Genomic DNA, 20,611 nt, shown 5'->3' on the forward strand with positions numbered 1-20,611 from the left:
CGCGCAAGGCCGCGCGCAGCGCGCCCGGCCTGAGCCTTGCGCGGCTGGCTGGTTCGTGACAGCCCCGCCTTTCCTCTTATTCCTTCACCCTTTCAGAAATTGCATCAAATCTGTGAATGCTGTATTTTATGCCAATAAAGGAGAACGCTATGCGCACATTCTCGACAAGCGATTTGTCCCGCAAATCCGGAGACATCATCGCCAGTGCCCTGCAAGGGCCAATTTCAATTAATCAGCGCGGCAAACCACGGTTAGTCATGCTGAGTGTCGAACAATACGAGGCATTGGTGGGAAGCGCACCAGAACGTACTGCCGGTGCCACTACGGAAATGCCTCAGGATCTGGTGCACGATGTAGCAAATGCGATCGATGGGTACCTGCTGGAAACCCGCACAGAACCATGAGCCACACATTTCGGCCAGGGATGGTGCTGCGATACCCCTATCTCTGGCATTGGCAGAGCGGGAATGGCGAAACAGAAGGACGCAAAGATCGTCCAACAGCAGTTGCCGCAGTCTTTGTGGGACGTGATGATCGTCAGTATGTTCTGCTCCTTCCCCTGACGACGAAACAACCCTCTGGGCCACGCATTGCAGTCGAGGTCCCGGCAACCGAGAAAAAGCGGGCAGGCCTTGATCAGGAATTGCGCCAATGGATCCTGTTGGACGAATACAACCTGGATCCGACCGCTACCTCGTATTACTTGCAGCACACGTCATCGCTTGGTCAGTTTAGTGACGCGTTCATGCGTCCCGTACTGAAACAATTCCGGGAGCTTCTGCCTACGGCACGACGTATTTCTCGCTATCCTTGAGACAAGCCGATCACGCCTACTTTCCCGACGCTCAAGATCTCTGGCGTCCGTCTTAGAAGCGGATTTTTGCTTACTCCCCTCCCCACGGAGTACTGCCTCTGACTCACCTGCGAAGTAACGTGGAAGGCCTATTCTGCTTCAATCCTAAGAGAGAGAATTGGAAAGGGCTGGTCCTCGGTATGGGAAATGGGCATTCTGTCTCGTATGCGAAATGCTCCTCCTGCCTTATTGCTCGTATTGCCGTTGGGGGGCACTCTTGCTGCGGTGCCCTCGCCTGCCGAGATCGTGGATCATGCTCCGGATAGTGCATGGCAGACGGTCGCGCCCGACCAGTTGTTGCTTATGAACACGAATGATGGGCGGCGGATCGTAATCGAACTCGCTCCGCAATTTGCGCCTGTTCACGTCGCTAATATCGTGCGTCTTGCGCAAGGTCGGGCCTGGGACGGCGGAGCGATCATGCGTGTGCAGGATAATTACGTCGTCCAATGGAGCGTCAGGGACGAAAAAGCATCTTTGCCCACGCATTTCGTCGCGCATCCGCCTGCTGAATACGATCGCCCGCTCGATGGTCTCACATATCATCCTCTCGGCTATACCGATCCTTATGCCGCGCAGGTCGGATTTGCAGATGGATGGCCAGTTGGCGGCGATGGAACGAGCGTGTGGCCGGCGCAGTGCTACGGGACTATCGGTGTGGCGCGGGATATGCCGCCGGATACAGGAAACGGACAGGAACTTTATGTGGTCAACGGTGAGGCGCCCCGGCAACTCGACCGAAACCTCGCGGTCGTCGGGCGTGTTTTGGTCGGGATGGAGCAATTGAACGCGTTACCGCGTGGCACGGGTCCGCTTGGGTTTTATACCGATGTGCGACAGAACGTCGGTATTCAAAGCGTAGTGCTTGCTTCGGACTTGCCGGTCTCCGAGCGCCCGAAGGTTCAGACAATGCGCGTCGAGAGTGCGACATTCGCGGCGTATCTTGCTGCGCGCGCCGCTAGGAGTGACCCGTTCTTTGTTCATCCCGCCCATGGTGTCGCACTCTGCAATGTCCCGGTGCCAGCGCGCGAGGTGCTGTAGCCTTTAGAGGAGTGCGGTTCGTGATTGATCGGTCCAATCAGCTCTGATGCTCTGACATTACCTAATATGCCGAGCAGCATCATCATGGATGGGCGTGGCCGCTGGCTGGACGCACACCCGAAGAGGCGTGTCATGATACGCCTACTCAACTTAAACAGGAATAATACGGTTCCGTTGCGAGAAAACTCTCCTACGGACATGATCATGTGAATATTTTTCAACATTGCTACATTATCAAGATAATAACCTTATGTGGTATTTTTGGTATGAGATGATTGGATCATAATTATGCGCAAAGCAGTCTCAGGACCGTGATCACGCTTCTGGCGTCTTCTGTAGCTTATGCCGCCCCTTTAGAAAATTATATCTCGTCTGCAATGACTGCTCCAATTCGTCAGGGCGACAGAGCGGATGATACCCGTCGACACGGAGCTGAGATCGCTGCCCTGGCTGAGATCAAGCCAGGCGAGCATGTTGCTGATTTTCTGCCGGGAGGTGGTTATTGGACCCGTATTTTCTCTGGGATTGTTGGCCCTGAAGGTAAGGTACTGGATATCTGGCCAGCAGGCATGGTCACTCCGGGGTCAAAGGGCGAAATCAGCATGAAAGCGCTGGTCGGGGCACCAGGGACAGAAAACGTAGCGGCTGTCCCAGATAACCTTGCGCATCTCACTTTGCCAGCCCCCGTGGACGTATTCTTCACGTCCCAGAACCTTCATGATCTACCAACTCCATTTCTAGTTGTTTAGTCCCGTGGTTTGATGGGTTGATTGCCGATGAATCTTTCTGGCTCTGAATTCCATATTTTGCAGACATATTCGTAAGGTGTGAGGCCACTCAGGGTCTTGAGTCTTCGCCCGCAATTATAGGCTGCCATGAAGTCGTTGAGGGGGATCTTCAAGTGCTCATGACTGTCGTAATGGACGCGCTTGACGGTTGCTTCCTTGATCGTCCGGTTCATCCGTTCAACCTGACCGTTCGTCGAGGGATGGTTGGGTTTTGTCAGACGGTGTTCAATCCCGTGGGCTTCGCAGATCACGTCAAAGCGCATGGGACGCGACCAGGCCGTATTGCGGTTACGGGGCTGATCAGCGAACTGGATGCCGTTATCGGTCAGAATGGTATGGATCCGATAAGGAATGATGCTCAGGAGATATTCGAGGAATTCCCAGGCGGTCTTCCGATCGGCTTTCCCGACGAGTTGTGTGACAGCGAATTTGCTTGTCCGGTCGATAGCAACGAAGAGGTGCAGCTTGCCCTCAGCAGTCTGGACTTCGGCAATATCGATGTGAAAAAAGCCGATGGGAGTGCGTTTGAAACGCTGTCGTTTGGGCTTGTCTCCCTCGATATCCGGAAGCCGGGAGATCCCGTGACGCTGAAAGCAGCGATGCAGGGCCGAACGTGTCAGATGGGAAATGCTGGTCTGCAGGGTGTGAAAGCAGTCATCCAGCGGCAGTAAAGTGTGCCGACGAAATGCCACGATCATTGTTTCGTCCGTCTTGGAAAGGACCGTTGATCAAGGCTCTTTTGGTCCCGACTTCTGATCTTCGACAGTCTGACGCTTCCGTCACTTTGCAACAGCTTCCGGCTTGATCCCGAACGCCTTGCTCAGCACCGCGAGCGAAGCCTGCGATCGCTATAGTGCTGCTCGCACGGCGTGCGTGGTCGTGGCGCTCCCATGATGTCTCTGTCCCATAAGGCTTCCTTCCACTCTCGTGAAAATAATACACCATCAAAGCACGGGACTAAACAACTAGAACACCTAACTTTTAATTGTCACAACCGTACCCTGGCGATTTTCACATCGCCAGGGCCTGATGCCGGTCAGGCGTGGAGCGCGCTCTTCTCAGAGGCTGTGTCAGCAAGGAGATATGGACCTCCGGCATGAATCTGGAGTGCCATCAGGGCAATACTACCGAGCGGACGCCGACCCAGATCCAGACGGGCGGATCCATCCGTCCAGCGCATCGTACCGTCTTCAACATTGTTCCAACCCGACAGATCCGCTTCATTAAGATGCGCGCTCAGGGTTGTCGTCGCGTTGCCTTCGAAGAGCTTCACGTCTCCCACCAGCACGCCAAGTGTGCGACGATCATCGACAAAAGGCCCCACAACGTCACAGGGGCGGCTGGCATTGGAGACAATCCGGACGCTTTCAACACCGGCAGGAATCATGAACATCACCCGACCATTGTGTTCCCGGATCTGGTGGAGTGCTGCACCAGTATTCGTAATCAGGGACAGATCGCGCTCATAAGTCAGAGGCTGGGGGTCGGTTTGTACCAGGCAGGCCTGATTTTCAGCGCGGGCTTCAATCTGGCGGAAAATTGGCTCGACGGTTTCACGGGACACGATAAGTGGCGCTGCAGCCTGGTCCCAGCTAAGCGCGCGACTGCCCCCGATGGACACCACATTGCCCTTTTGCGTAAAGGACCGGCGGTTTCCGGTATCAAGATAGCTCTCGGTTAGCATGCCATCAGCCATAATGACCGAATGATCTTCGGTTTCGATATGGTAGTAATCGTAAGATGTGATGGTCGTGTCGTAGAAGATAGAGCGGCCATTCACGAGCATCCGGGCTGGCACGAACTTGCCATCAAAGAAGAGGCAGTGCTCCGCCGTAATGAGCAGATCCTTAAATGGGACCCCTTCGGCAATCGCATTCTTCAGTACGCGGACCGGATACCCGGCCTGATCCAGAGGCAGATGCGGACGAACCGTGCACTGTGCCTGCCCCGCCCACGTGATGCGACGCGTAGTCGCAGCACCGTTCAGATACGCAATAACGTCCTGACCCAAGCTGAGGTCTTCAACCGCGATAAGGCCATTCGGGGTTGTGATGAGGCTTCCAGACAGAAAGCAGATCTGTGTGTCCACATTGCTGAAGTAATCATTCCAGCTGCTCAGAGGCAAAACCCCATCCGATCCGGCCGTATGCGTAATGGTCTGTCCAGACAGGATATTCAGAATAATCTTGAAAGACGTTACACTCGGTGTTCCCGATTTATCGGTATAAAAAGTGATCGTATAAGTTTGGGGTGAGCTTTTATCCCCACCAGTTATCTTAAAATAAGAAACATAGCTTTGAAGATTCTCAATAATAAATGAGTCTTTTGTTATATCGAAACCACTCTCTGAAATGGTTTTCTTTGTACCCGCGTAATCAGAGGCATTGATTTCAATGTTAGACAATTTTCACTCTCTTTGTTTGGTTTTTTTTGCCAAATAAGGGTGAGTGTTTATCGAATCAATAAGCCTTTAATAATTTGTAAAAAACAGAATAAAAATAACGGTTAATTAACACTTTTATAGAAGTCTTAATCGTTAAACATAAAAAAAATCAAATATAAAATTATAAACTAAATCGTTTTCTGGAAATTTTATTGTTATCTTTGACGGCTATTAAAAACGCTCTGGCGACCAGATTTGTCCAAAACCCAACCGCGACACGTCCTGAATCAGACGGCTGTGATGGGCCCGGGATAGGCCTGTACGAGCGGATCATGGGTCAACAGCAGAAGCCCCTCTACTGTCGCCTGGGCCACGAGGATGCGATCAAAGGGATCCCGATGGACATCAGGAAGCTGCCCGACCGCAATGGCATGCTGACCGGTGACGGGTAGTTCCTCATAGCCGTTTTCGATCAGACCGCGTCGCAGCAGATGGGGATCGATCTGGAAGTCTGCACGTCCCAGTCCTGCCTTGATGGTGACTTCCCACAGACTGGCAGCACTGAACACCTAAGGATTGTTCATACGAATGTCCTGTTTTGTCGATCGCGCAGCACAAAGCCAACATACCGCTTTCCCCCCATTTCTGACTATTTTCCCGATTTTCACGCAGCTACGAGCGCGGCCTTTGCTTCAGCCTCTTCCGCGCCCTTACGGCGTTGCGTATCGGCTGCCAGATCCGACTCAAGGGCCACCATGGCCTCGCGTTTCTCCTGCAACAGCGCCGCCTCCGGGAACGCCAGACCCACACGGGCGCGGTAGCCGGGCAGCTTGCGCTCGGCTTCCTCCACCTGACGACGTGCGTCCGCCAGTTCCGCCTCGAACCGCAACAGTGCGTTCTCGATGCGGCTGACCAGCCCGACCGGGCTTGTCTCGCGGTCGAAGTCCATGCCGAGGATCCGCCCGTCCAGCACAAGACCGAGGGTCGCGTCCCATGTCTCTTCCCCGTCGAAGCGGGTGCGCCAGGTCTCGCACAGGATCTCGAAGCCGCCGATCGTACCAAGCGTCCACTTGCCTTTCTCCCCGGACTTCGCGGCGAGACGGGCCTGCGAGAGAAGCCACAGACCGGCTTTCTCACGCTCGGTCATCTCCCGGTCCTTGCGCACCAGCCGGAACGCTTCACCGCGTGTGGGCTCACGCCGTGCGATGTCGTTCTGAAGACGCGGGATTACGGCCTGCGCCGTCTCACGGTCACGCTCGGCGCGGTCGATGGCACGACGGACGTTATACTGGTCGTCGTGATGGGCGGCCTGCAACCGCTCCAGACGGGCCAGTTCGGCCTCCAGTCCGGCCTTTTGCATCAGGCGTTCATCTCCTGACGCAAGGGCCTTGGCCATGGCGAACTGGTTGGCTTCCGCCCCCACATCTTCCAGACGGCGGATCGTCCGGTCTCCGGACATGGCAAGGCAGATGAACTTCTGCTTGCGCTCCAACATCTGCCAGTTGGTCGCATCCACCGACCCTTTCAGGGCGTAGGCATAGAGCTGGATCACCGGGTTCTGGTTGCCCTGCCGCTCGATCCGGCCTTCGCGCTGGATGATGTCCGAGACCAGCCAAGGCACATCGAGGTGATGCAGGGCGATCAGGCGCTGCTGCGCATTCACACCCGTTCCCATGGTCGCTGACGATCCGATCAGGATGCGCTTGCGCCCGGAGTTCATGTCGCGGAAGAGCGCCTGCTTGGCCGTGCTCTTCCTGTAGTGCTGCATGAAGGCGATCTCGTCGCGCGGCACGCCCATGCGGATCAGCTCGTCGCGGATCCAGCGATAGGCCGAGAAACCGCGTGTCTCCAGCGCCGATTCCGTGCCCAGATCCGAGAAGATCATCTGCGTGGCACCGGGCAGGTCGTACTCCCGTCCCGTCTCAGGGTCGGTATAGCGATTGGCGGACGTGTCCTGCCAGATCTGGAAGACCTTGCGGATCATGACGTTCAGCTTGTTGCTGTTGTCGTTATCCGCCCAGTTCCGTACGAAACGCAGGTCAATGGCCGCGTGCCGGGCATCGGTGATGACGGACAGCAGGATGTCGTCACCCTTCTGGGGCTTGCCCGTGCGCTCTTCAATCGTTTTGATCCGCTCGGCAAGCGTCTTCTGATACTCGCGGAAGGCGTCCCCGCTATCGGCCACGACGATCTCACGCCTGCCGCCCGCAATCTCGGGCAGTTTCACGTAGCGTCGCAGGTCGTCCTGCTGCACGACGTCGGCAAAGTCGCGATACATTGCCATCAGATCGGCGACGTTCACGAACTCGGAGAACCGCGTGACCGGCTTGTAAAGCCCGCTCGGCTGAAGCTCCAGCTCCGTGCGGGTCTCGCCAAAACTTGCAGCCCAGGCGTCGAACTCGTGCAGACCACGCTCGACAAGGGCTGGCAGGTCCATGAAGCGCTGGATCGAGAACATCTCGCCCAGGGTGTTGGTAATCGGCGAGCCTGATGCCATGACCAGAACGCGCTCGGGATTACGCTTTGCGAGGTAGCGCGTTTTCACGAACAGATCCCAGGCGCGCTGGCTGCCATTCGGGTCGATCCCCTTCAGATCGGACTGGTTCGTGCCGAAAGACAGTTTGCGGAACTGCTGCGCCTCATCCACGAGGATCTGGTCCACCCCGATCTCGCCGAGATGCACCAGATCGTCCTTGCGGCTGGACAGGGCTTTCAGCTTGGCTTCCATCCCCTCCTTCAGGCGCTCGATGCGCTTGCGCGACAGACGGTCATCGCGACTCACATTCTCCAGAAGGCTTTCGTAGGACGCGATCTGGTCCTCGACCATCTCCTGCTCGAACGCGCTCTCGACCGGCACGAACTTGAAGGCGTCATGCGTGATCACGATCGCATCCCAGGTGCCCGTGGCCGCCCGGGCCAGGAACCGCTGGCGCTTGTCCTTCACGAAGTTGGTCTCGTCCGCCACGAGGATCTGGGCGTTCGGGTAGAGCATCATGAACTCACGCGCCATCTGCGCAAGGCAGTGTCCGGGCACCACGATCATGCCCTTGGAGATCAGCCCGAGGCGCTTTTGCTCCATCACGGCCGCGCACATCGAGAACGTCTTCCCGGACCCCACCGCATGGGCCATGTAGGTGCTGCCCTTGGCGATGATCCGCCAGATCACCCGCTTCTGATGGTCGCGCAGGCTGATCGCCGTGCTGGCTCCCGGCAGTTTCAGGTGGGAGCCGTCGAACGTGCGCGGGACAAGGTTGTTGAACGCATCGTTATACAGCCGCACCAGACGCTCGGCGCGGTCAGTGTCCTGCCACACCCACGCCTCGAACGCGGTCTTGATTGCGGCCAGTTTCTCCTTGGCGGCCTCGGTCTCTTTGGTGTTCAGTTCACGGTGTTCGCCATTCACATCGCGCCAGGTGTCCCAGATTTTCGGGCTGGCCTGGTTGAGCGCATCGTCCAGCAGATCTCCGGCATGGCGGCGCTGTGTTCCCCAGACCGAGGTGGCCTCGGCCTTGCCGGAAAAGCCGCTCTTGTCCACGCTCCAGGTCGCCACCTCCAGCGTATGGTGAATGGTCGTGCGAACCCCCATGACCTCTGCGACGAAAGCCTCGACATCCGGCACCGGGATCCACGGAGCACCCAGGCGGGCCGTAATGTCGGACGGACGCAGGTCTTCGGGCTGGACCTCTTCCAGCGCGGCGACATTGCGCAGATAGCGTCGGTCGCGCTCGGCAGCCTCCCGGGCCTGCGCCAGCTTGGTGCGAACCGCGCCTGACAGGGCCTCGTCGGCCGTCACCCAGACCTCACGGCCGCCTGTGCTGCGGATCGGATCGAGATAGACCGAGGATCCGAGTTCGGCGAGCACCTCCTCACCTGGGCGGCCCAGAAGCTCCGCCATACGCTCGACGTCCACGCCGCCTGTCTCGTGCAGGGAGACCGCCAGCGCATCATGTGCGCCGTGAACCTCGGGCTCGGACGGTGCCTGAATCACGCGCTCGCTGAAGATCGAACCCGGACGGCCGGTCTGGCTCTTCTCGTCATACTCCTCGATTGAGCTGACCAGCCACACATCCGGATCGTCGTAGAACGGCTGAAGGTTCGGGCGGCGCTGTGTGGATTTCTCCTCTCCCGTCTCTTCATCCACCCGTGTCGTGGTGTTCGTCAGGTTGATCGGCCCGAACTGACGGCTGAACGCCTGATACGCGCGCTTGAGATCAGCCTGATGGGTGCTGTAGGGCAGGTTCTCCACCTGGGCGCGCAGCACCAGACGGGCCGCGTCCCTTACCGGAATCAGACCCTTGATGATGGCCGCGTGCTTCTGGAAGATTCCTTCCTTCTGCTCGCCTTTCTTCACCTTCACCAGCACGGTTTCGCCGTCGATGATCTGGTGCAGCACGCCTTTGTGCAGCAGATAACTGCCCTCTTTGAGCAGGGCACCGTCTGCGGCCGTTCCGACCTCGGCGGCATGATTGTCCTGCACCGTCGCAACATCGAGCGTCTGCGGGGTCGGAAAGCGGGCCAGCGAAGAAAGACGGCCGAGGGCGAGCGGCAGGGCCTCGTCCAGCATCTGGAGCGGGTTGGCCTTGCAGGTGTATTCCGGGCCGAACTGACCGCTCGTCCAGTCGTGCCGACCGAGAACCTGCTGGCCGTTTTCCGCGAAATAGCGGTTAATCCGCAGCGGGCCTTCGCCCTGATCGGTGTCCTCCAGCGCCGCCACGTCCAGCCATGTCGCATCGCCCGCATCCTCTCCCGGTGCGCGACGGCGGAACACGAGCACGTCCACAACGACATCGGTTCCGGCATCGTCGCGCATGGCCCCGGCTGGCAGACGTGCGCCGCCCACGAAATTGGCCGTCTCGAAGATCGTCCGCCGTGCGCCGGCATCGGACTTGTCCATCGTCCACCGCGACGTCACGAACATCGCTACGGCTCCGGGACGCAGACGGGAGATGGACCGGGCGATGAAATAATCATGCAGGGACAGGCCAAGGCGTCCCAGCTCGTCCGTGCCGCGCACCGTGCGGTTGCTGAACGGCGGGTTGCCGATCACCAGATCGTAGCGTTCCGCCAGCTTGGCTGTCGTGAAGTCTTCCGACCGGACCCACTGGTTCGGAAGCAGCTTACGCGTGATGCGGGCCGTCAGCGGGTCGTTCTCGATCGCCGTCCAGGCGGTTTTCGGGGCCAGCTTCGGGGGCACGCTCGCCATGAAAAGCCCGGTGCCACAGCCCGGTTCCAGCGCACGGCCGCCCCGGAACCCCATCTGGGCCACCAGATCCCACATCGCATGAACGATCAGCTCGGGCGTGTAGTGGGCGTACTGCGTGGCCCGTGCCAGACCGGCCCGCTCCTGCTGGCTGGTCAGGGCCTCAAGCTGGCTGCCGATCTCTTCCCACCCGGCCCGGAAGGTCTCTCCGGCACGCGGGAACAGGCTGTTGGCCAGCTCTCCGGCCCCGAACCCTGTGAAACGGGCGAGCACGGCCTGCTCGTCCGCGCTGGCGTTGCGGTCTTCTGCTTCCAGTGTGGCCAGAAGGCGGATCGCTGCCAGATTGTCGCGGGCGCGCTCTTTCCAGCCCTGGGCAAGGCCACGCGTTCCGCTCAGGACGAAATCCACCTTCGGCAGGACGGCGGGGATCGGAGCCGGGGCCTGTGTCGCCTGTCGAACCGCAGCGGCGGCTTCCTCAATGGCTCGGTCTCCGGGAAGATCACCCCAGTAGAGATTGGACTGGCTGCCGCCGAGTGCTGAGGTATCGAAAAAGCTCAGTTGGGACATGGACATGGAAAAACTCCGGACAAGCGGCAGCGCCCGGTGCTGCGCGGAGGCAGACCGGGGGGCCGGAAAACAGAATCAGTTTGGGGAGAGAGGCGTCAGGCCTCCCGGATCAGCGCGGGGTCAGAGGGGACCAAAGCGTAGGCGGATCTGCTCGCGCTCGTTCTCGGACAGGCGGGACAGCGCCTCGTGGTGGTAGATCGAACCCTCGCCTGCCTTCCTCGCCACGCGCCACCAGGCCTGCGGATCGCTGCAATGCAGACCCACCAGACGCGTCTCGTCGTTCTCGGGTCCGCAGCCTTCGAGGATCGTCCAGCCCTCGTCGTGGGCCTGTTTCAGATCGAAGGCGTGCGCCTGTGCGGGGCGTTCGAGGGTGTCTGACATTGTCTTTATTTCCTTTCCTGACCCTCTCCGGCGAGCGCAGGACAGTGCGGCCTGCCAGAGCGACGCGCAGCGTCGGGACCGCCCGGCCCGCAGCGCAGCGAGGACACGGACGGACCCACCTCTTGCAGGGCGGGCTGGCCTGTGCTGCCCCCCCTCCCCTCTTTTCCTTTTTTCCAACCTTCTGTTTTTTCTTCTTTTTTTTCAGGTTGGCCCCCCGCCCTGCCCGAACGCTCCGGCCGGGATTTCCCAGGCTGGTGTGAAGACAGTCGGGATCGGACGCGCCGAGAGGCACGCGCGGGCCGGATCGAGCCAGCGGATCGTTGCAAACTGCCGCGCATCGCCAAAAATACAGGTGGCACAGGACACTCTGGAGAAGCCGATGCGGTATGGTAGCGCAGCCATCACCTTCCAGCGTTTCAGGCTGTCCCAGACCTGCGCCTCGCTCCACTGATGGACGGGCCGCCAGTGATCGACGTGACGGCGACGTCGCGTGCCATGTCGCGTATCCGTGCGGTGCGGCTCAAAAGCGGCATAGCGGGCACGGTTTGGGCTTTCTTCGGCACGCTCGCCCGTTACGAACAGGGTGCGGCGGTTCAGGAAGCGGTCCTGGCCACGTAGGGCGCGGTCGGCGACGTCGATCTTGGTGACACCGGAGCACCAGCGTGTCGTCAGGCTGGCAGAGATCTGGGGAAAGCGCAGGCGCGTCCCGTTCGGCCCCTGCCCGCCTGCGCGGATCAGACCCTCAGGGCTTTCGAAAAGAACAGGGGCTGTCGGTGCGTCCTTGCGGAGCATCTCCCGCTCGAAGCCGCCCTCTCGCCAGGACCGATAGAGCGGCAGGCCGAAGTCCCGCGCCAGCGCGCTCACATAGGGCGAGGTGGAGGGCCAGTCCATGAAGGATGGCCCCTGCCCGTCCACTTCGTGGTGCCACAGTTCCAGGCAGTCCTTCGGGGCGCCGGCTTCAAAAAGGGCGAAAAGGCAGGCGAGGCCGTCCTTGCCGCCCGAGACAGCCACGATGATACTGTCATACGACGTGAGATCCGGCGTCATGACACGAACCTGCTCACCGGGGCACCTGTCCGGACAGAGCGACACATCAGGGCACTGGCGATCGGAGCGTCCCGCAGGAAAAGCGGCTTGACGTGCCGGTTGTCCCAGCTCAGGCCGTCGCAGCGTGAGAGGAGTCCAAGCTGGGTTGCCGCCTCATCCCGGCACGCACACACCCGCTCGTTGCCCCCCGCACTGCGACGGCAGGGCTCATGTGCTGGCGCGGTGCAGCCCGTACACGGGATCGTCAGGGCCGGATCACCGCCAGCCCAGTGCTCATTGCACTTGCGGCAGGACACAGGCTCCTGCGTATCGGTCCACCGCATGGGCGGCCGACCGCGTGGTGTTGGGACGTAAGGAAGGTAATGACGGCGCATGATGCTCGATCCATTTCTGGTTTTTGAACATCGTCGCGTCCGGCTGGGGGCTGTTCAGACTGCAACAGTGCCGCGCAGCGGCAGGATCAACGCGGCCCGCAGCCACGCGCAGACGGCCTAGCCGGCGAGTATGGCGAGGACACGCGTTGACCCACCTGTTGCGGGATGGGCAGCTCCCGGCCAGCCATTTCCCTTTTCCGTTATCTGGTTTTTTAATTATCCGGTTTTTTATATTACCTGATATTTTTATTTATACGGTTTACAGGCTTGATCTCACCTCTCAATCCGCCATTTGTTGAGTGAATTGAGAGGAGTAGAGTGCGTTCCTGTAATATTTTATCTGGTTATCTAAATTACCGGATATTTTTTCTTATCTGATTTTAACATTTATCCGGTTTACTAAAATCTGGAGCAAGACTACGAACGTAAATCAGCACAGCGTCTTTGAGCGGAGAACATAATGCCTGTGATTGCTATCGCGTCCCCCAAAGGCGGCGCTGGGAAATCGACTACTGCTGTTATCTTGGGAACCCAGCTTGCGCACTACGGTGCAGAGGTAACTCTGTTAGACTGCGACCCGAACGAAGCGCTGACTTTATGGGCTGACCGCGCGCCCAAGCCACCCAGAATCAGCCTGATAACCAGGGTCTCTGAAAGCGACATTATAAAGACGATCAAAAGGCATGATGCTGATGGAAAAATTGTCATTGTCGATTTGGAAGGCGTCGCCTCGAGATTGGTTTCGCGCGCAATCTCTCAAGCAGATTTAGTCTTAACACCCATGCGAGCGACAACCTTAGACGCTACGATAGGAGCAAGAGCCCTTGCCCTAGTAGCGGAGGAAGAAGAATCTTTAGGGCGCAAGATTCCTCACTCAGTTGTTTTTACAATGACACGGGCAATTCGTTCCAAACAGCATTCAGGCATTGAAGCCTCACTAAGGGACTCGGGCGTGGACGTGATTACGCCGCCTTTAATGGAGCGTGCTGCATTTTCCGCTCTTTTCGAATTCGGTGGAGATCTTCACTCGATCCCGCCACAAGGTAACATTGTGGCAGCTATCGAAAACGCCGATGGCTTTGCACAAGCTGTGTACCGACGCCTTACAGGAGCGGCAGAATGACCGAAAAAAAGCCTTTTGCGATTGATGTGGGAAAGCTCAGATCGCGCGAAAAAGTCGCCTCCGCCGCCGATGTCGAACGAGTTGATCGCGTAGCTGCGGATCATGGTTTCGTAGCTAGAGAACCAGCGAAACGTAGAGGCCGCCTACCCAGTCCTCGAACAGGACAACTACACGCTAAGGTATTTCCCAACGTCTCTGACGAAATCGCTAAGGAAGCAACTAGGCGAGGCGTTACCCAAGGTGTTGTCATAGAAGACGCATGGAAGCTGTATAAAGAGAATAATCCGGTTTAACGGTTTATCCGGTTTTTTATAAAACCCGGTAATACTGTTTATCGGGTAATTGAGAAAGCTCAGATCGCGCGGAAAAGTCGCCTCCGCGCCGATGTCGAACGAGTTGATCGCGTAGCTGCGGATCATGGTTTCGTAGCTAGAGAACCAGCGAAACGTAGAGGCCGCCTACCCAGTCCTCGAACAGGACAACTACACGCTAAGGTATTTCCCAACGTCTCTGACGAAATCGCTAAGGAAGCAACTAGGCGAGGCGTTACCCAAGGTGTTGTCATAGAAGACGCATGGAAGCTGTATAAAGAGAATAATCCGGTTTAACGGTTTATCCGGTTTTTTATAAAACCCGGTAATACTGTTTATCGGGTAATTGAGAAAGCTCAGATCGCGCGGAAAAGTCGCCTCCGCCGCCGATGTCGAACGAGTTGATCGCGTAGCTGCGAATCATCGTTTCGTAGCTAGAGAACCAGCGAAACGTAGAGGCCGCCTACCCAGTCCTCGAACAGGACAACTACGCTAAGGTATTTCCCGACGTCTCCGACGAAATCGCTAAGGAAGCAACTAGGCGAGGCGTTACCCAAGGCGTTGTCATAGAAGCCCCTTGGAAGCTGTATAAAAAGAATAATCCGGTTTGATGATTTATCCGGTTTTTGTTAAAACCGGATAAGTTGTTTTACCGGGTGATTCGGAAAATACTTGCAATCATAAAATCTCTGTTCTCTTTATGTTCTCGTTAAGGAGAACATAAATGACAACGGACGCCCTGGCGCGACTGCGCGAGCAGGTCCGACGCCTGGAGCGTCGAGACCTGCCTCATTCCCATACTGACACACTCGCCACCGGACATTCTGCCGTCGATGCCCATCTCGGCGGCGGCCTCAGGACCGGCAGCCTGCATGACTTTCTGATTTCTGATCCTCTGGAGACGGGGGCCAGTCTCGCCATGCTGCTGCCCATCCTGAAAGAGGGCAGGGGGCCAATCTTCTGGATCAGCGATACACCGGCCGAACTGAATGCCTGGGGGCTGCACCAGTCCGGTCTGTCACCAGATACTCTGGTCTGCATTGAAACAGACACCGCCAGTCTACTCGCTGTCGCCGAAGACGTGTTGCGCGGACCAGAGCGCGCACTGGCCGTCATCAGTGGCAGCCACGTCCCAAGCCTCAAGGAAATCCGGCGTCTCAATCTGGCTGTGGAGGCGAGTGGCAACACAGGCTTCTTTCTGCGTTCGGCCCCCCTCACACGCGCTCCCGGGAAAGATCCCTGCGCGTGCGCTACGCGCTGGCGGATCCTCTCTCATCCCTCATCACCACGATTTTTTCCGGGTCTGGCTATGCCGCTTCCCGGTTCCCGACGCCTTTCTGCCGCGCTGCTGCGGGTGAGGGGAGGCCGCCCTGCTCACTGGATCCTCGACTGTACCGATCATGCGCCGCTTTCTTGCTCTTTGGATGCCCTTCTGGCGCACCGAGCGCCTCCAGCTCTCCCGCCCGGAAGACTTCCCGACCGACAGGCCGCTCGTTGTGCACGCGCTGGCACATAACCGCCACACCGTCACCGGTGTCAGCCCGGCTGCACTCGCGGCCGGACTGACACCCGGAATGCCGCTGGCACAGGCCCGCTCCCTGGTGCCGGATCTTCTGACCGCAGAAGAGGACGCCGACGCACAGAGGGTCGCGCTGACCGATCTGTGCTCCTGGCTGATCTGGCTGTCGCCGCTGCCTGCATTCGACGCTCCGGACGGGCTCTACAGCGATACCACCGGCTGCGCCCATCTTTATGGGGGTGAGACGGCCATGCTGGATCTCGTCAGGGAACGCATGCAGGCGAGGGGGCATTCCTGCTCTGTGGCGCTGAGCGATACGGCCGCTGCCTCACGCGCCCTGGCCCGCTCGAGGATTGACCGGATCTGTCTCGTCCCTTCCGGTCAGCAGAAACAGGCTCTGCATTCGTTGCCCTGTTCAGCACTTCCCTTACCCGAGAAGACGCTATCCAGCCTCACCCGACTTGGACTGAGCAACATTGGCGCCCTCGCAGACCTTCCGCGCCCACCTCTGGCCAAGCGCTTTGGCGCAGACCTCCTGACCTGTCTCGATGAGGCTCTGGGACGGCAGGGCAGTCCGCTCAGCGTGTTTCAACCTGTGGACCGGATTTCCCTGACCCGGTCTCTGGTCGAGCCGACCAGCACGCCGGAGGCCATTGCCACGGTGATTGCAGCCCTTGTGCCGGTTGTCTGCGAAAAGCTGATGGCGCGCGGGGAGGGGGCGCGGCAGCTCGACTTTCTCTGTGTGCGCGTGGACGGATCCATCCAGGCCGTCCGCGTGGGAACATCCGATCCCACGGCTGACATTACGCGTCTGACACGCCTGCTGAAGGACCAGATCCCGCAGATCGCGCCAGAGTTCGGAATTGAAACCGTCATCCTGACCGTGAGCGCGAACGAACCGCTGGAAGCCGGGCCCGAGCGGTCTGTCCTGCCAGACGAAGCAGGATCCTCTGAAACGGGCCTCCCGGCCTCTCTGATCGACCGGTTACTGAATCGTCCGGGTGTGGTTTCGGTTCACCAACTCGCGCCCCGGTTTTCCGCCTGGCCAGAGGACGGACAGTCTCGCGTTTCTCCAGGCAACATGGCAAAACCGCCTTTCGCGAGCCAGATGCTCTGGGCGCGGCCGAACATTCTGTTCGATCTGCCCGTCCGGGTGCAGGTGACTGCCCTGCTCCCGGACGGTGCGCCCCGCCAGTTCGTCCTGAGACGACAGCCGCATCGCATCGCGGCGGCCGACGGCCCCGAACGTCTGCTTGGCGAGTGGTGGCAATCGGCTGACGACTACGGCGCGATCCGCGACTACTGGCAGGTCGAGACCACGACCGGCCTGCGCCTGTGGCTGTTTCGCAAAGGCGACGGAGCCCACGCCTGGTCCGGTTCGGGTGACTGGTTTCTTCAGGGAGTGTTCTGATGGCCCCCCGCGATGATCTGATCCCGGCCAGCACCTCGGACGTCGCCGAAGTCCTGATGCACGCGCTCTGTTACGACGGACGCAGGCGCACACATGATGCTGCCGAGCTGATGGCCCGTCTGGTGGCCGAACGGCTGGTCGCCTATCTCGAACGTTCCGGCTTCGTGGTCATGCGCGCGCCCACCAGCAACGCCCCCGACAGCAGCCGGCACCCGCATCCCCATAGGCGCTAGGCCGTGACTTCGCCTTACGTCGAATTGCAGGTCACGTCCTCGTTTTCGTTCCTGCGCTCGGGAAGTCAGCCGGATGAACTGATCTTCCAGGCGAAGGCCTTGGGGTATGACACCATCGGTCTGACCGACTGGAACACTGTAGCCGGGGTGATCCGCGCCCATCTGGCGGCGCGAGAGGCCGGTCTTCGTCTCCTGCCCGGATGCCGCCTCGCTTTGCGCGATGGCAGCGCGCTCCTGGCCTATCCCCGAAACCGTGCGGGCTGGGCGGGTCTGTGCCAGCTTCTGACCCTTGGCCATCACCGGGGCGAGCGGGAGGTCTTCCTTCTGGGATGGGAGGATCTCGTCGCCGCGGCCCCGGACCTCTTCCTGATCCTGTTACCGCCCGAGGATCTGGCAGCACTTCCGGAGCCCGTTCAAAGCCTGCTGGATCTGCCTAGACACAGGGAAGGCGAAGAAGAGACCCGGTTTCTTGCGTTGACGATGCTCCGGCAGCCCGGGGATGTGGCGCGGCTTCATGCGCTTGCGGCTCTCTGCGAAGTCCAGGGACTGGCCTGCGTGGCGACGGGAAATGTTCTTTACCACGATGCGCGTCGGCACGTCCTTCAGGACGTGGTCACAGCCATCCGGGAAGGCTGCACCGTCGATGATCTTGGCAACCGCCGTCACGTTCATGCCGATCGCCATCTGAAAGCCCCAGAAGAGCAGGCACGCCTCTTCGCTGCCTTTCCGGACGCTCTGGCCAACACGCGGCGGATTGCTGAGGCCTGTGCCTTCAGTCTCGATGACCTGACGTACCAGTATCCGACCGAAACCGGGCGGACGGGCGAAAGCGCGCAGGACACCCTGACACGCCTGGTCGAGGCCGCCCTGCCGCGTCGCTACCCGGCCGGGGCGCCCCCTGAGGTCGAGACGCAGATCGCCCATGAGCTGAAGCTGATCGGCTCCCTGTCCTACGCACCGTATTTCCTGACCGTGAATACGATCGTGCGTCATGCCCGCTCACTCGGGATTGTCTGTCAGGGGCGCGGATCCGCCGCAAACTCGGCGGTCTGCTACGTTTTGGGCATCACGAGTATTGATCCGGTTCGCTCGGGTCTGCTGTTCGAGCGGTTCATCTCGGCCGAACGGCAGGAACCGCCCGACATCGACGTGGATTTCGAGAGTGACCGCCGCGAAGAAGTGATCCAGTGGATTTACCGGCATTACGGCCGCCATCGCGCGGCGCTGTGCGCGACCGTGCAGCGTTATCAGCCCAAGGGCGCGTTGCGCGAGGTCGGCAAGGTGCTCGGGCTACCGGAGGATCTGACGGGTCAGCTTTCCAAACACATCGCCTCCTCTCTCGCGGATCCGGACCTGTGCAAGGCGCGCGCTGCCGACCTTGGCCTGAACCTGAAGGATCGTCGCCTCAGCCTGACATTTCACCTCGCCCGCCAGCTTCTCGGCTTTCCGCGCCAGCTTGGGACGCATCCGGGCGGATTTGTGCTGACCGAGGATCGCCTGGACGAACTCGTGCCTCTGATGCCGACGGCCATGGACGGACGGCAGATCATCGTCTGGGACAAGGACGACATTGACGTGCTGCGCTTCATGAAGGTCGATGTCTTGGGCCTCGGGATGCTGGGCTGTCTGCGTCGCGGGTTCGAGTTGCTGCACACCGTGTATCAGACCCGCATGGATCTCGCTTCGATCCCGGCGGAGGATCCGCAGACCTATCGCATGATCCAGAAAGCCGACACGCTCGGGACATTCCAGATTGAAAGCCGGGCGCAGATGTCGATGCTGCCGCGCATGAATCCCAGGACTTTCTATGATCTGGTGATACAGGTCGCGATTGTCCGGCCCGGGCCAATCCAAGGAGATATGGTTCATCCCTATCTCCGCAGGAGAGAGAAACTGGAGCCTGTCACCTATCCGTCCGAGACCCTGTGCGGCATTCTGGGGAAAACACTGGGCGTGCCGCTATTCCAGGAGCAGGCAATGCAGGTCGCGATCCACTGCGCGGGCTTTACGCCAGGCGAGGCGGATCAGCTCCGTCGCGCCATGGCCACGTTCAAAGCGACAGGCGGGGTCTCGCCGTTCCGCGACAAGCTGGTGAACGGGATGCTGGCCAATGGCTATGAGCAGGACTTTGCCGAACAGACGTTCAGCCAGCTCGAAGGTTTTGGCAGCTATGGCTTTCCCGAAAGTCACGCCGCCTCCTTTGCCCTGATCGCCTATGCGTCCGCCTGGATGAAATGCCATCACCCGGATGTATTTTGCGCCGCCCTGCTGAACAGTCAGCCCATGGGGTTTTATGCGCCCTCGCAGATTGTTCAGGACGCGCAACGCCATGGCGTCGAGGTCCGGCCGATCTGTATCAATGCCTCCCGATGGGATTGCACCCTGGAGCGCGGCCGGAATGGACGGTACGCGGCGGTCCGGCTGGGGTTCAGGATGGTGCGCGGGCTGGCGAACGGCCATGGTGCCGCCCTGATCGCGTCTCGGATGCCGGATTATGAGAGTATTGACGATGTGTGGCGGCGTGCCGATGTGCCGGTCTCGGCCCTGGAATGTCTGGCAGAAGCAGATGCCTTCCGGGTGTTCGGACAGATGCGCCGTGCTGCGCTCTGGTCAATCAAAGGGCTCGCGGACACGGCTTTGCCATTGTTCGAAGCGGCGGATCGGGGCCGGAACTTTCCACTTCCGGAAGTGATCGAGCCGGAAATTGCCCTGCCGCAGATGTCAGAGCGGGCATCGGTCCATGAAGATTACCGGGCGACCGGATTCAGTCTGAATGGGCATCCCGTCGCCTTCCTGAGGGAGGCCTTGCGAAAAGAGGGGATCGTGCGCTGTGCGGATTTGCCTTACCTGCGGGATGGGCGCCGGATCCAGCTTACAGGTCTTGTCCTGATGCGGCAGCGGCCAGGGACAGCGAACGGCACGATGTTCGTCACGATCGAAGACGAAACCGGCACAGCCAATCTGATTGTCTGGAAGGATGTGCAGGAGAAATACCGCCGTCCTCTTCTCGCGTCCCGTCTGCTGGCCTGCAAGGGCAGGCTTCAGAAGGAAGGCGATGTGATCCATGTCGTTGTGCTCAGTCTGGAAGACCGAACGCCATTGCTCCAGGGATCGGAGCTGCTGAAGGCACGGGACTTTCGATAGGAAGCGTAATCGGGTCGACCGATCTTATTTGAAAAATAGAGAGATACTTGTTGGTGTTGAACCTATGGACTTGTGGGCAGAGCCGCGCCTGTGGTCAGCCTGAAGGGCTGTCCATCAGGACGCGAGCGACCGTGAAACGGCTATCCATAAGTCCATGGGCGGCTCATGCCGGTATAGCCAAAAGCAGTGATACACAAACATAGGCGTCCTTCTCCTGACGTCCCGGCTTACCTTGT

At 59.3% G+C, this 20,611-nt stretch carries 16 protein-coding genes and 2 pseudogenes; 10 read left to right on the forward strand and 8 right to left on the reverse strand.

Features of this window, described 5'->3' with window-relative positions:
- The first annotated feature begins 149 nt into the window (after nt 1-149).
- The 4 genes from HKD32_RS13425 (at nt 150) to HKD32_RS13440 (ending at nt 2,643) form a co-directional block, all read left to right on the forward strand.
- Nucleotides 150-404, forward strand: coding sequence for a type II toxin-antitoxin system prevent-host-death family antitoxin (locus HKD32_RS13425; RefSeq protein ID WP_016738627.1), 255 nt, complete (start codon nt 150-152; stop codon nt 402-404).
- Complete coding sequence (locus tag HKD32_RS13430; RefSeq protein WP_228119037.1) at nt 401-814, forward strand: hypothetical protein; 414 nt, start codon at nt 401-403, stop codon at nt 812-814. The genes HKD32_RS13425 and HKD32_RS13430 overlap by 4 nt, the downstream gene beginning before the upstream one ends.
- Before the next feature lie 186 nt (nt 815-1,000).
- Nucleotides 1,001-1,894, forward strand: a complete 894-nt coding sequence (locus tag HKD32_RS13435) for a peptidylprolyl isomerase (RefSeq protein WP_194258244.1) — start codon at nt 1,001-1,003, stop codon at nt 1,892-1,894.
- 311 nt (nt 1,895-2,205) lie between these two features.
- The gene (locus HKD32_RS13440; RefSeq protein WP_194258246.1) at nt 2,206-2,643 is read left to right on the forward strand and encodes a hypothetical protein; all 438 of its coding nucleotides are present in this window, start codon (nt 2,206-2,208) and stop codon (nt 2,641-2,643) included.
- On the opposite strand, the pseudogene HKD32_RS13445 reads toward HKD32_RS13440, so the two are convergent.
- The 7 genes and pseudogenes from HKD32_RS13445 to HKD32_RS13475 form a co-directional block, all read right to left on the reverse strand.
- Nucleotides 2,632-3,590: pseudogene (locus tag HKD32_RS13445) on the reverse strand (IS481 family transposase). The gene HKD32_RS13440 and the pseudogene HKD32_RS13445 overlap by 12 nt on opposite strands.
- Nucleotides 3,591-3,718: 128 nt before the next feature.
- On the reverse strand, nt 3,719-4,807 hold the full coding sequence (locus tag HKD32_RS13450; RefSeq protein ID WP_228119038.1) for a Hint domain-containing protein: 1,089 nt from the start codon (nt 4,805-4,807) through the stop codon (nt 3,719-3,721).
- 545 nt (nt 4,808-5,352) lie between these two features.
- Nucleotides 5,353-5,634, reverse strand: a pseudogene (locus HKD32_RS13455) (type II toxin-antitoxin system VapC family toxin); the annotation flags it as partial.
- A gap of 95 nt (nt 5,635-5,729) precedes the next feature.
- The gene (locus HKD32_RS13460) at nt 5,730-10,838 is read right to left on the reverse strand and encodes a DEAD/DEAH box helicase family protein (protein ID WP_194258249.1); all 5,109 of its coding nucleotides are present in this window, start codon (nt 10,836-10,838) and stop codon (nt 5,730-5,732) included.
- Nucleotides 10,839-10,952: 114 nt separating this feature from the next.
- Nucleotides 10,953-11,213 carry a hypothetical protein gene (locus HKD32_RS13465; protein ID WP_194258250.1) on the reverse strand — a complete coding sequence of 87 codons (261 nt, stop codon included), beginning with the start codon at nt 11,211-11,213 and terminating at the stop codon, nt 10,953-10,955.
- A 201-nt stretch (nt 11,214-11,414) separates the two neighbouring features.
- Nucleotides 11,415-12,260, reverse strand: a complete 846-nt coding sequence (locus tag HKD32_RS13470; RefSeq protein ID WP_194258252.1) for a phosphoadenosine phosphosulfate reductase domain-containing protein — start codon at nt 12,258-12,260, stop codon at nt 11,415-11,417.
- Nucleotides 12,257-12,634: a hypothetical protein gene (locus HKD32_RS13475; RefSeq protein WP_194258266.1), complete on the reverse strand. Its 378-nt coding sequence runs from the start codon at nt 12,632-12,634 to the stop codon at nt 12,257-12,259. The genes HKD32_RS13470 and HKD32_RS13475 overlap by 4 nt, the downstream gene beginning before the upstream one ends.
- Between HKD32_RS13475 and HKD32_RS15475 the strand changes: the two genes are divergently transcribed.
- The 5 genes from HKD32_RS15475 to HKD32_RS13495 all read left to right on the forward strand — a co-directional run bounded on the left by HKD32_RS15475 (nt 12,633) and on the right by HKD32_RS13495 (nt 16,998).
- Nucleotides 12,633-12,755 carry a hypothetical protein gene (locus HKD32_RS15475; protein WP_264784651.1) on the forward strand — a complete coding sequence of 41 codons (123 nt, stop codon included), beginning with the start codon at nt 12,633-12,635 and terminating at the stop codon, nt 12,753-12,755. The two genes, HKD32_RS13475 and HKD32_RS15475, sit on opposite strands and share 2 nt — an antisense overlap.
- Before the next feature lie 339 nt (nt 12,756-13,094).
- Nucleotides 13,095-13,757 (forward strand): ParA family protein, encoded by a 663-nt coding sequence (locus tag HKD32_RS13480; protein ID WP_099287553.1) that lies wholly within the window; start codon nt 13,095-13,097, stop codon nt 13,755-13,757.
- Nucleotides 13,754-14,050, forward strand: a complete 297-nt coding sequence (locus tag HKD32_RS13485) for a chromosome partitioning protein ParB (RefSeq protein WP_194258253.1) — start codon at nt 13,754-13,756, stop codon at nt 14,048-14,050. Before HKD32_RS13480 ends, HKD32_RS13485 begins: the two co-directional genes overlap by 4 nt.
- A 742-nt stretch (nt 14,051-14,792) precedes the next feature.
- Nucleotides 14,793-15,584: an ImuA family protein gene (locus HKD32_RS13490; RefSeq protein ID WP_194258254.1), complete on the forward strand. Its 792-nt coding sequence runs from the start codon at nt 14,793-14,795 to the stop codon at nt 15,582-15,584.
- Entirely contained in the window at nt 15,469-16,998 is a 1,530-nt protein-coding gene (locus HKD32_RS13495; protein ID WP_228119039.1) for a Y-family DNA polymerase, read from the forward strand. The genes HKD32_RS13490 and HKD32_RS13495 overlap by 116 nt, the downstream gene beginning before the upstream one ends.
- Here HKD32_RS13495 and HKD32_RS13500 read toward each other — a convergent pair.
- Nucleotides 16,983-17,210 (reverse strand): hypothetical protein, encoded by a 228-nt coding sequence (locus tag HKD32_RS13500; protein WP_194258255.1) that lies wholly within the window; start codon nt 17,208-17,210, stop codon nt 16,983-16,985. The two genes, HKD32_RS13495 and HKD32_RS13500, sit on opposite strands and share 16 nt — an antisense overlap.
- A 24-nt stretch (nt 17,211-17,234) precedes the next feature.
- Here HKD32_RS13500 and HKD32_RS13505 point away from each other — a divergent pair, with 24 nt between their 5' ends.
- Entirely contained in the window at nt 17,235-20,375 is a 3,141-nt protein-coding gene (locus HKD32_RS13505) for an error-prone DNA polymerase (protein WP_194258256.1), read from the forward strand.
- Nucleotides 20,376-20,611 lie beyond the last annotated feature (236 nt).

Source organism: Gluconobacter japonicus (assembly GCF_015244665.1).
GTDB classification, from domain to species: domain Bacteria; phylum Pseudomonadota; class Alphaproteobacteria; order Acetobacterales; family Acetobacteraceae; genus Gluconobacter; species Gluconobacter japonicus.

Bases quoted from the DNA above. Each gene is read 5' to 3' on its own strand.
- HKD32_RS15475 (WP_264784651.1), top strand. From the start codon at position 12,633: ATGATGCTCGATCCATTTCTGGTTTTTGAACATCGTCGCGTCCGGCTG.
- HKD32_RS13430 (WP_228119037.1), top strand. From the start codon at position 401: ATGAGCCACACATTTCGGCCAGGGATGGTGCTGCGATACCCCTATCTC.
- HKD32_RS13480 (WP_099287553.1), top strand. From the start codon at position 13,095: ATGCCTGTGATTGCTATCGCGTCCCCCAAAGGCGGCGCTGGGAAATCG.
- HKD32_RS13470 (WP_194258252.1), bottom strand. From the start codon at position 12,260: ATGACGCCGGATCTCACGTCGTATGACAGTATCATCGTGGCTGTCTCG.
- HKD32_RS13490 (WP_194258254.1), top strand. From the start codon at position 14,793: ATGACAACGGACGCCCTGGCGCGACTGCGCGAGCAGGTCCGACGCCTG.
- HKD32_RS13465 (WP_194258250.1), bottom strand. From the start codon at position 11,213: ATGTCAGACACCCTCGAACGCCCCGCACAGGCGCACGCCTTCGATCTG.
- HKD32_RS13495 (WP_228119039.1), top strand. From the start codon at position 15,469: ATGCGCCGCTTTCTTGCTCTTTGGATGCCCTTCTGGCGCACCGAGCGC.
- HKD32_RS13460 (WP_194258249.1), bottom strand. From the start codon at position 10,838: ATGTCCATGTCCCAACTGAGCTTTTTCGATACCTCAGCACTCGGCGGC.
- HKD32_RS13425 (WP_016738627.1), top strand. From the start codon at position 150: ATGCGCACATTCTCGACAAGCGATTTGTCCCGCAAATCCGGAGACATC.
- HKD32_RS13485 (WP_194258253.1), top strand. From the start codon at position 13,754: ATGACCGAAAAAAAGCCTTTTGCGATTGATGTGGGAAAGCTCAGATCG.
- HKD32_RS13435 (WP_194258244.1), top strand. From the start codon at position 1,001: ATGGGCATTCTGTCTCGTATGCGAAATGCTCCTCCTGCCTTATTGCTC.
- HKD32_RS13475 (WP_194258266.1), bottom strand. From the start codon at position 12,634: ATGCGCCGTCATTACCTTCCTTACGTCCCAACACCACGCGGTCGGCCG.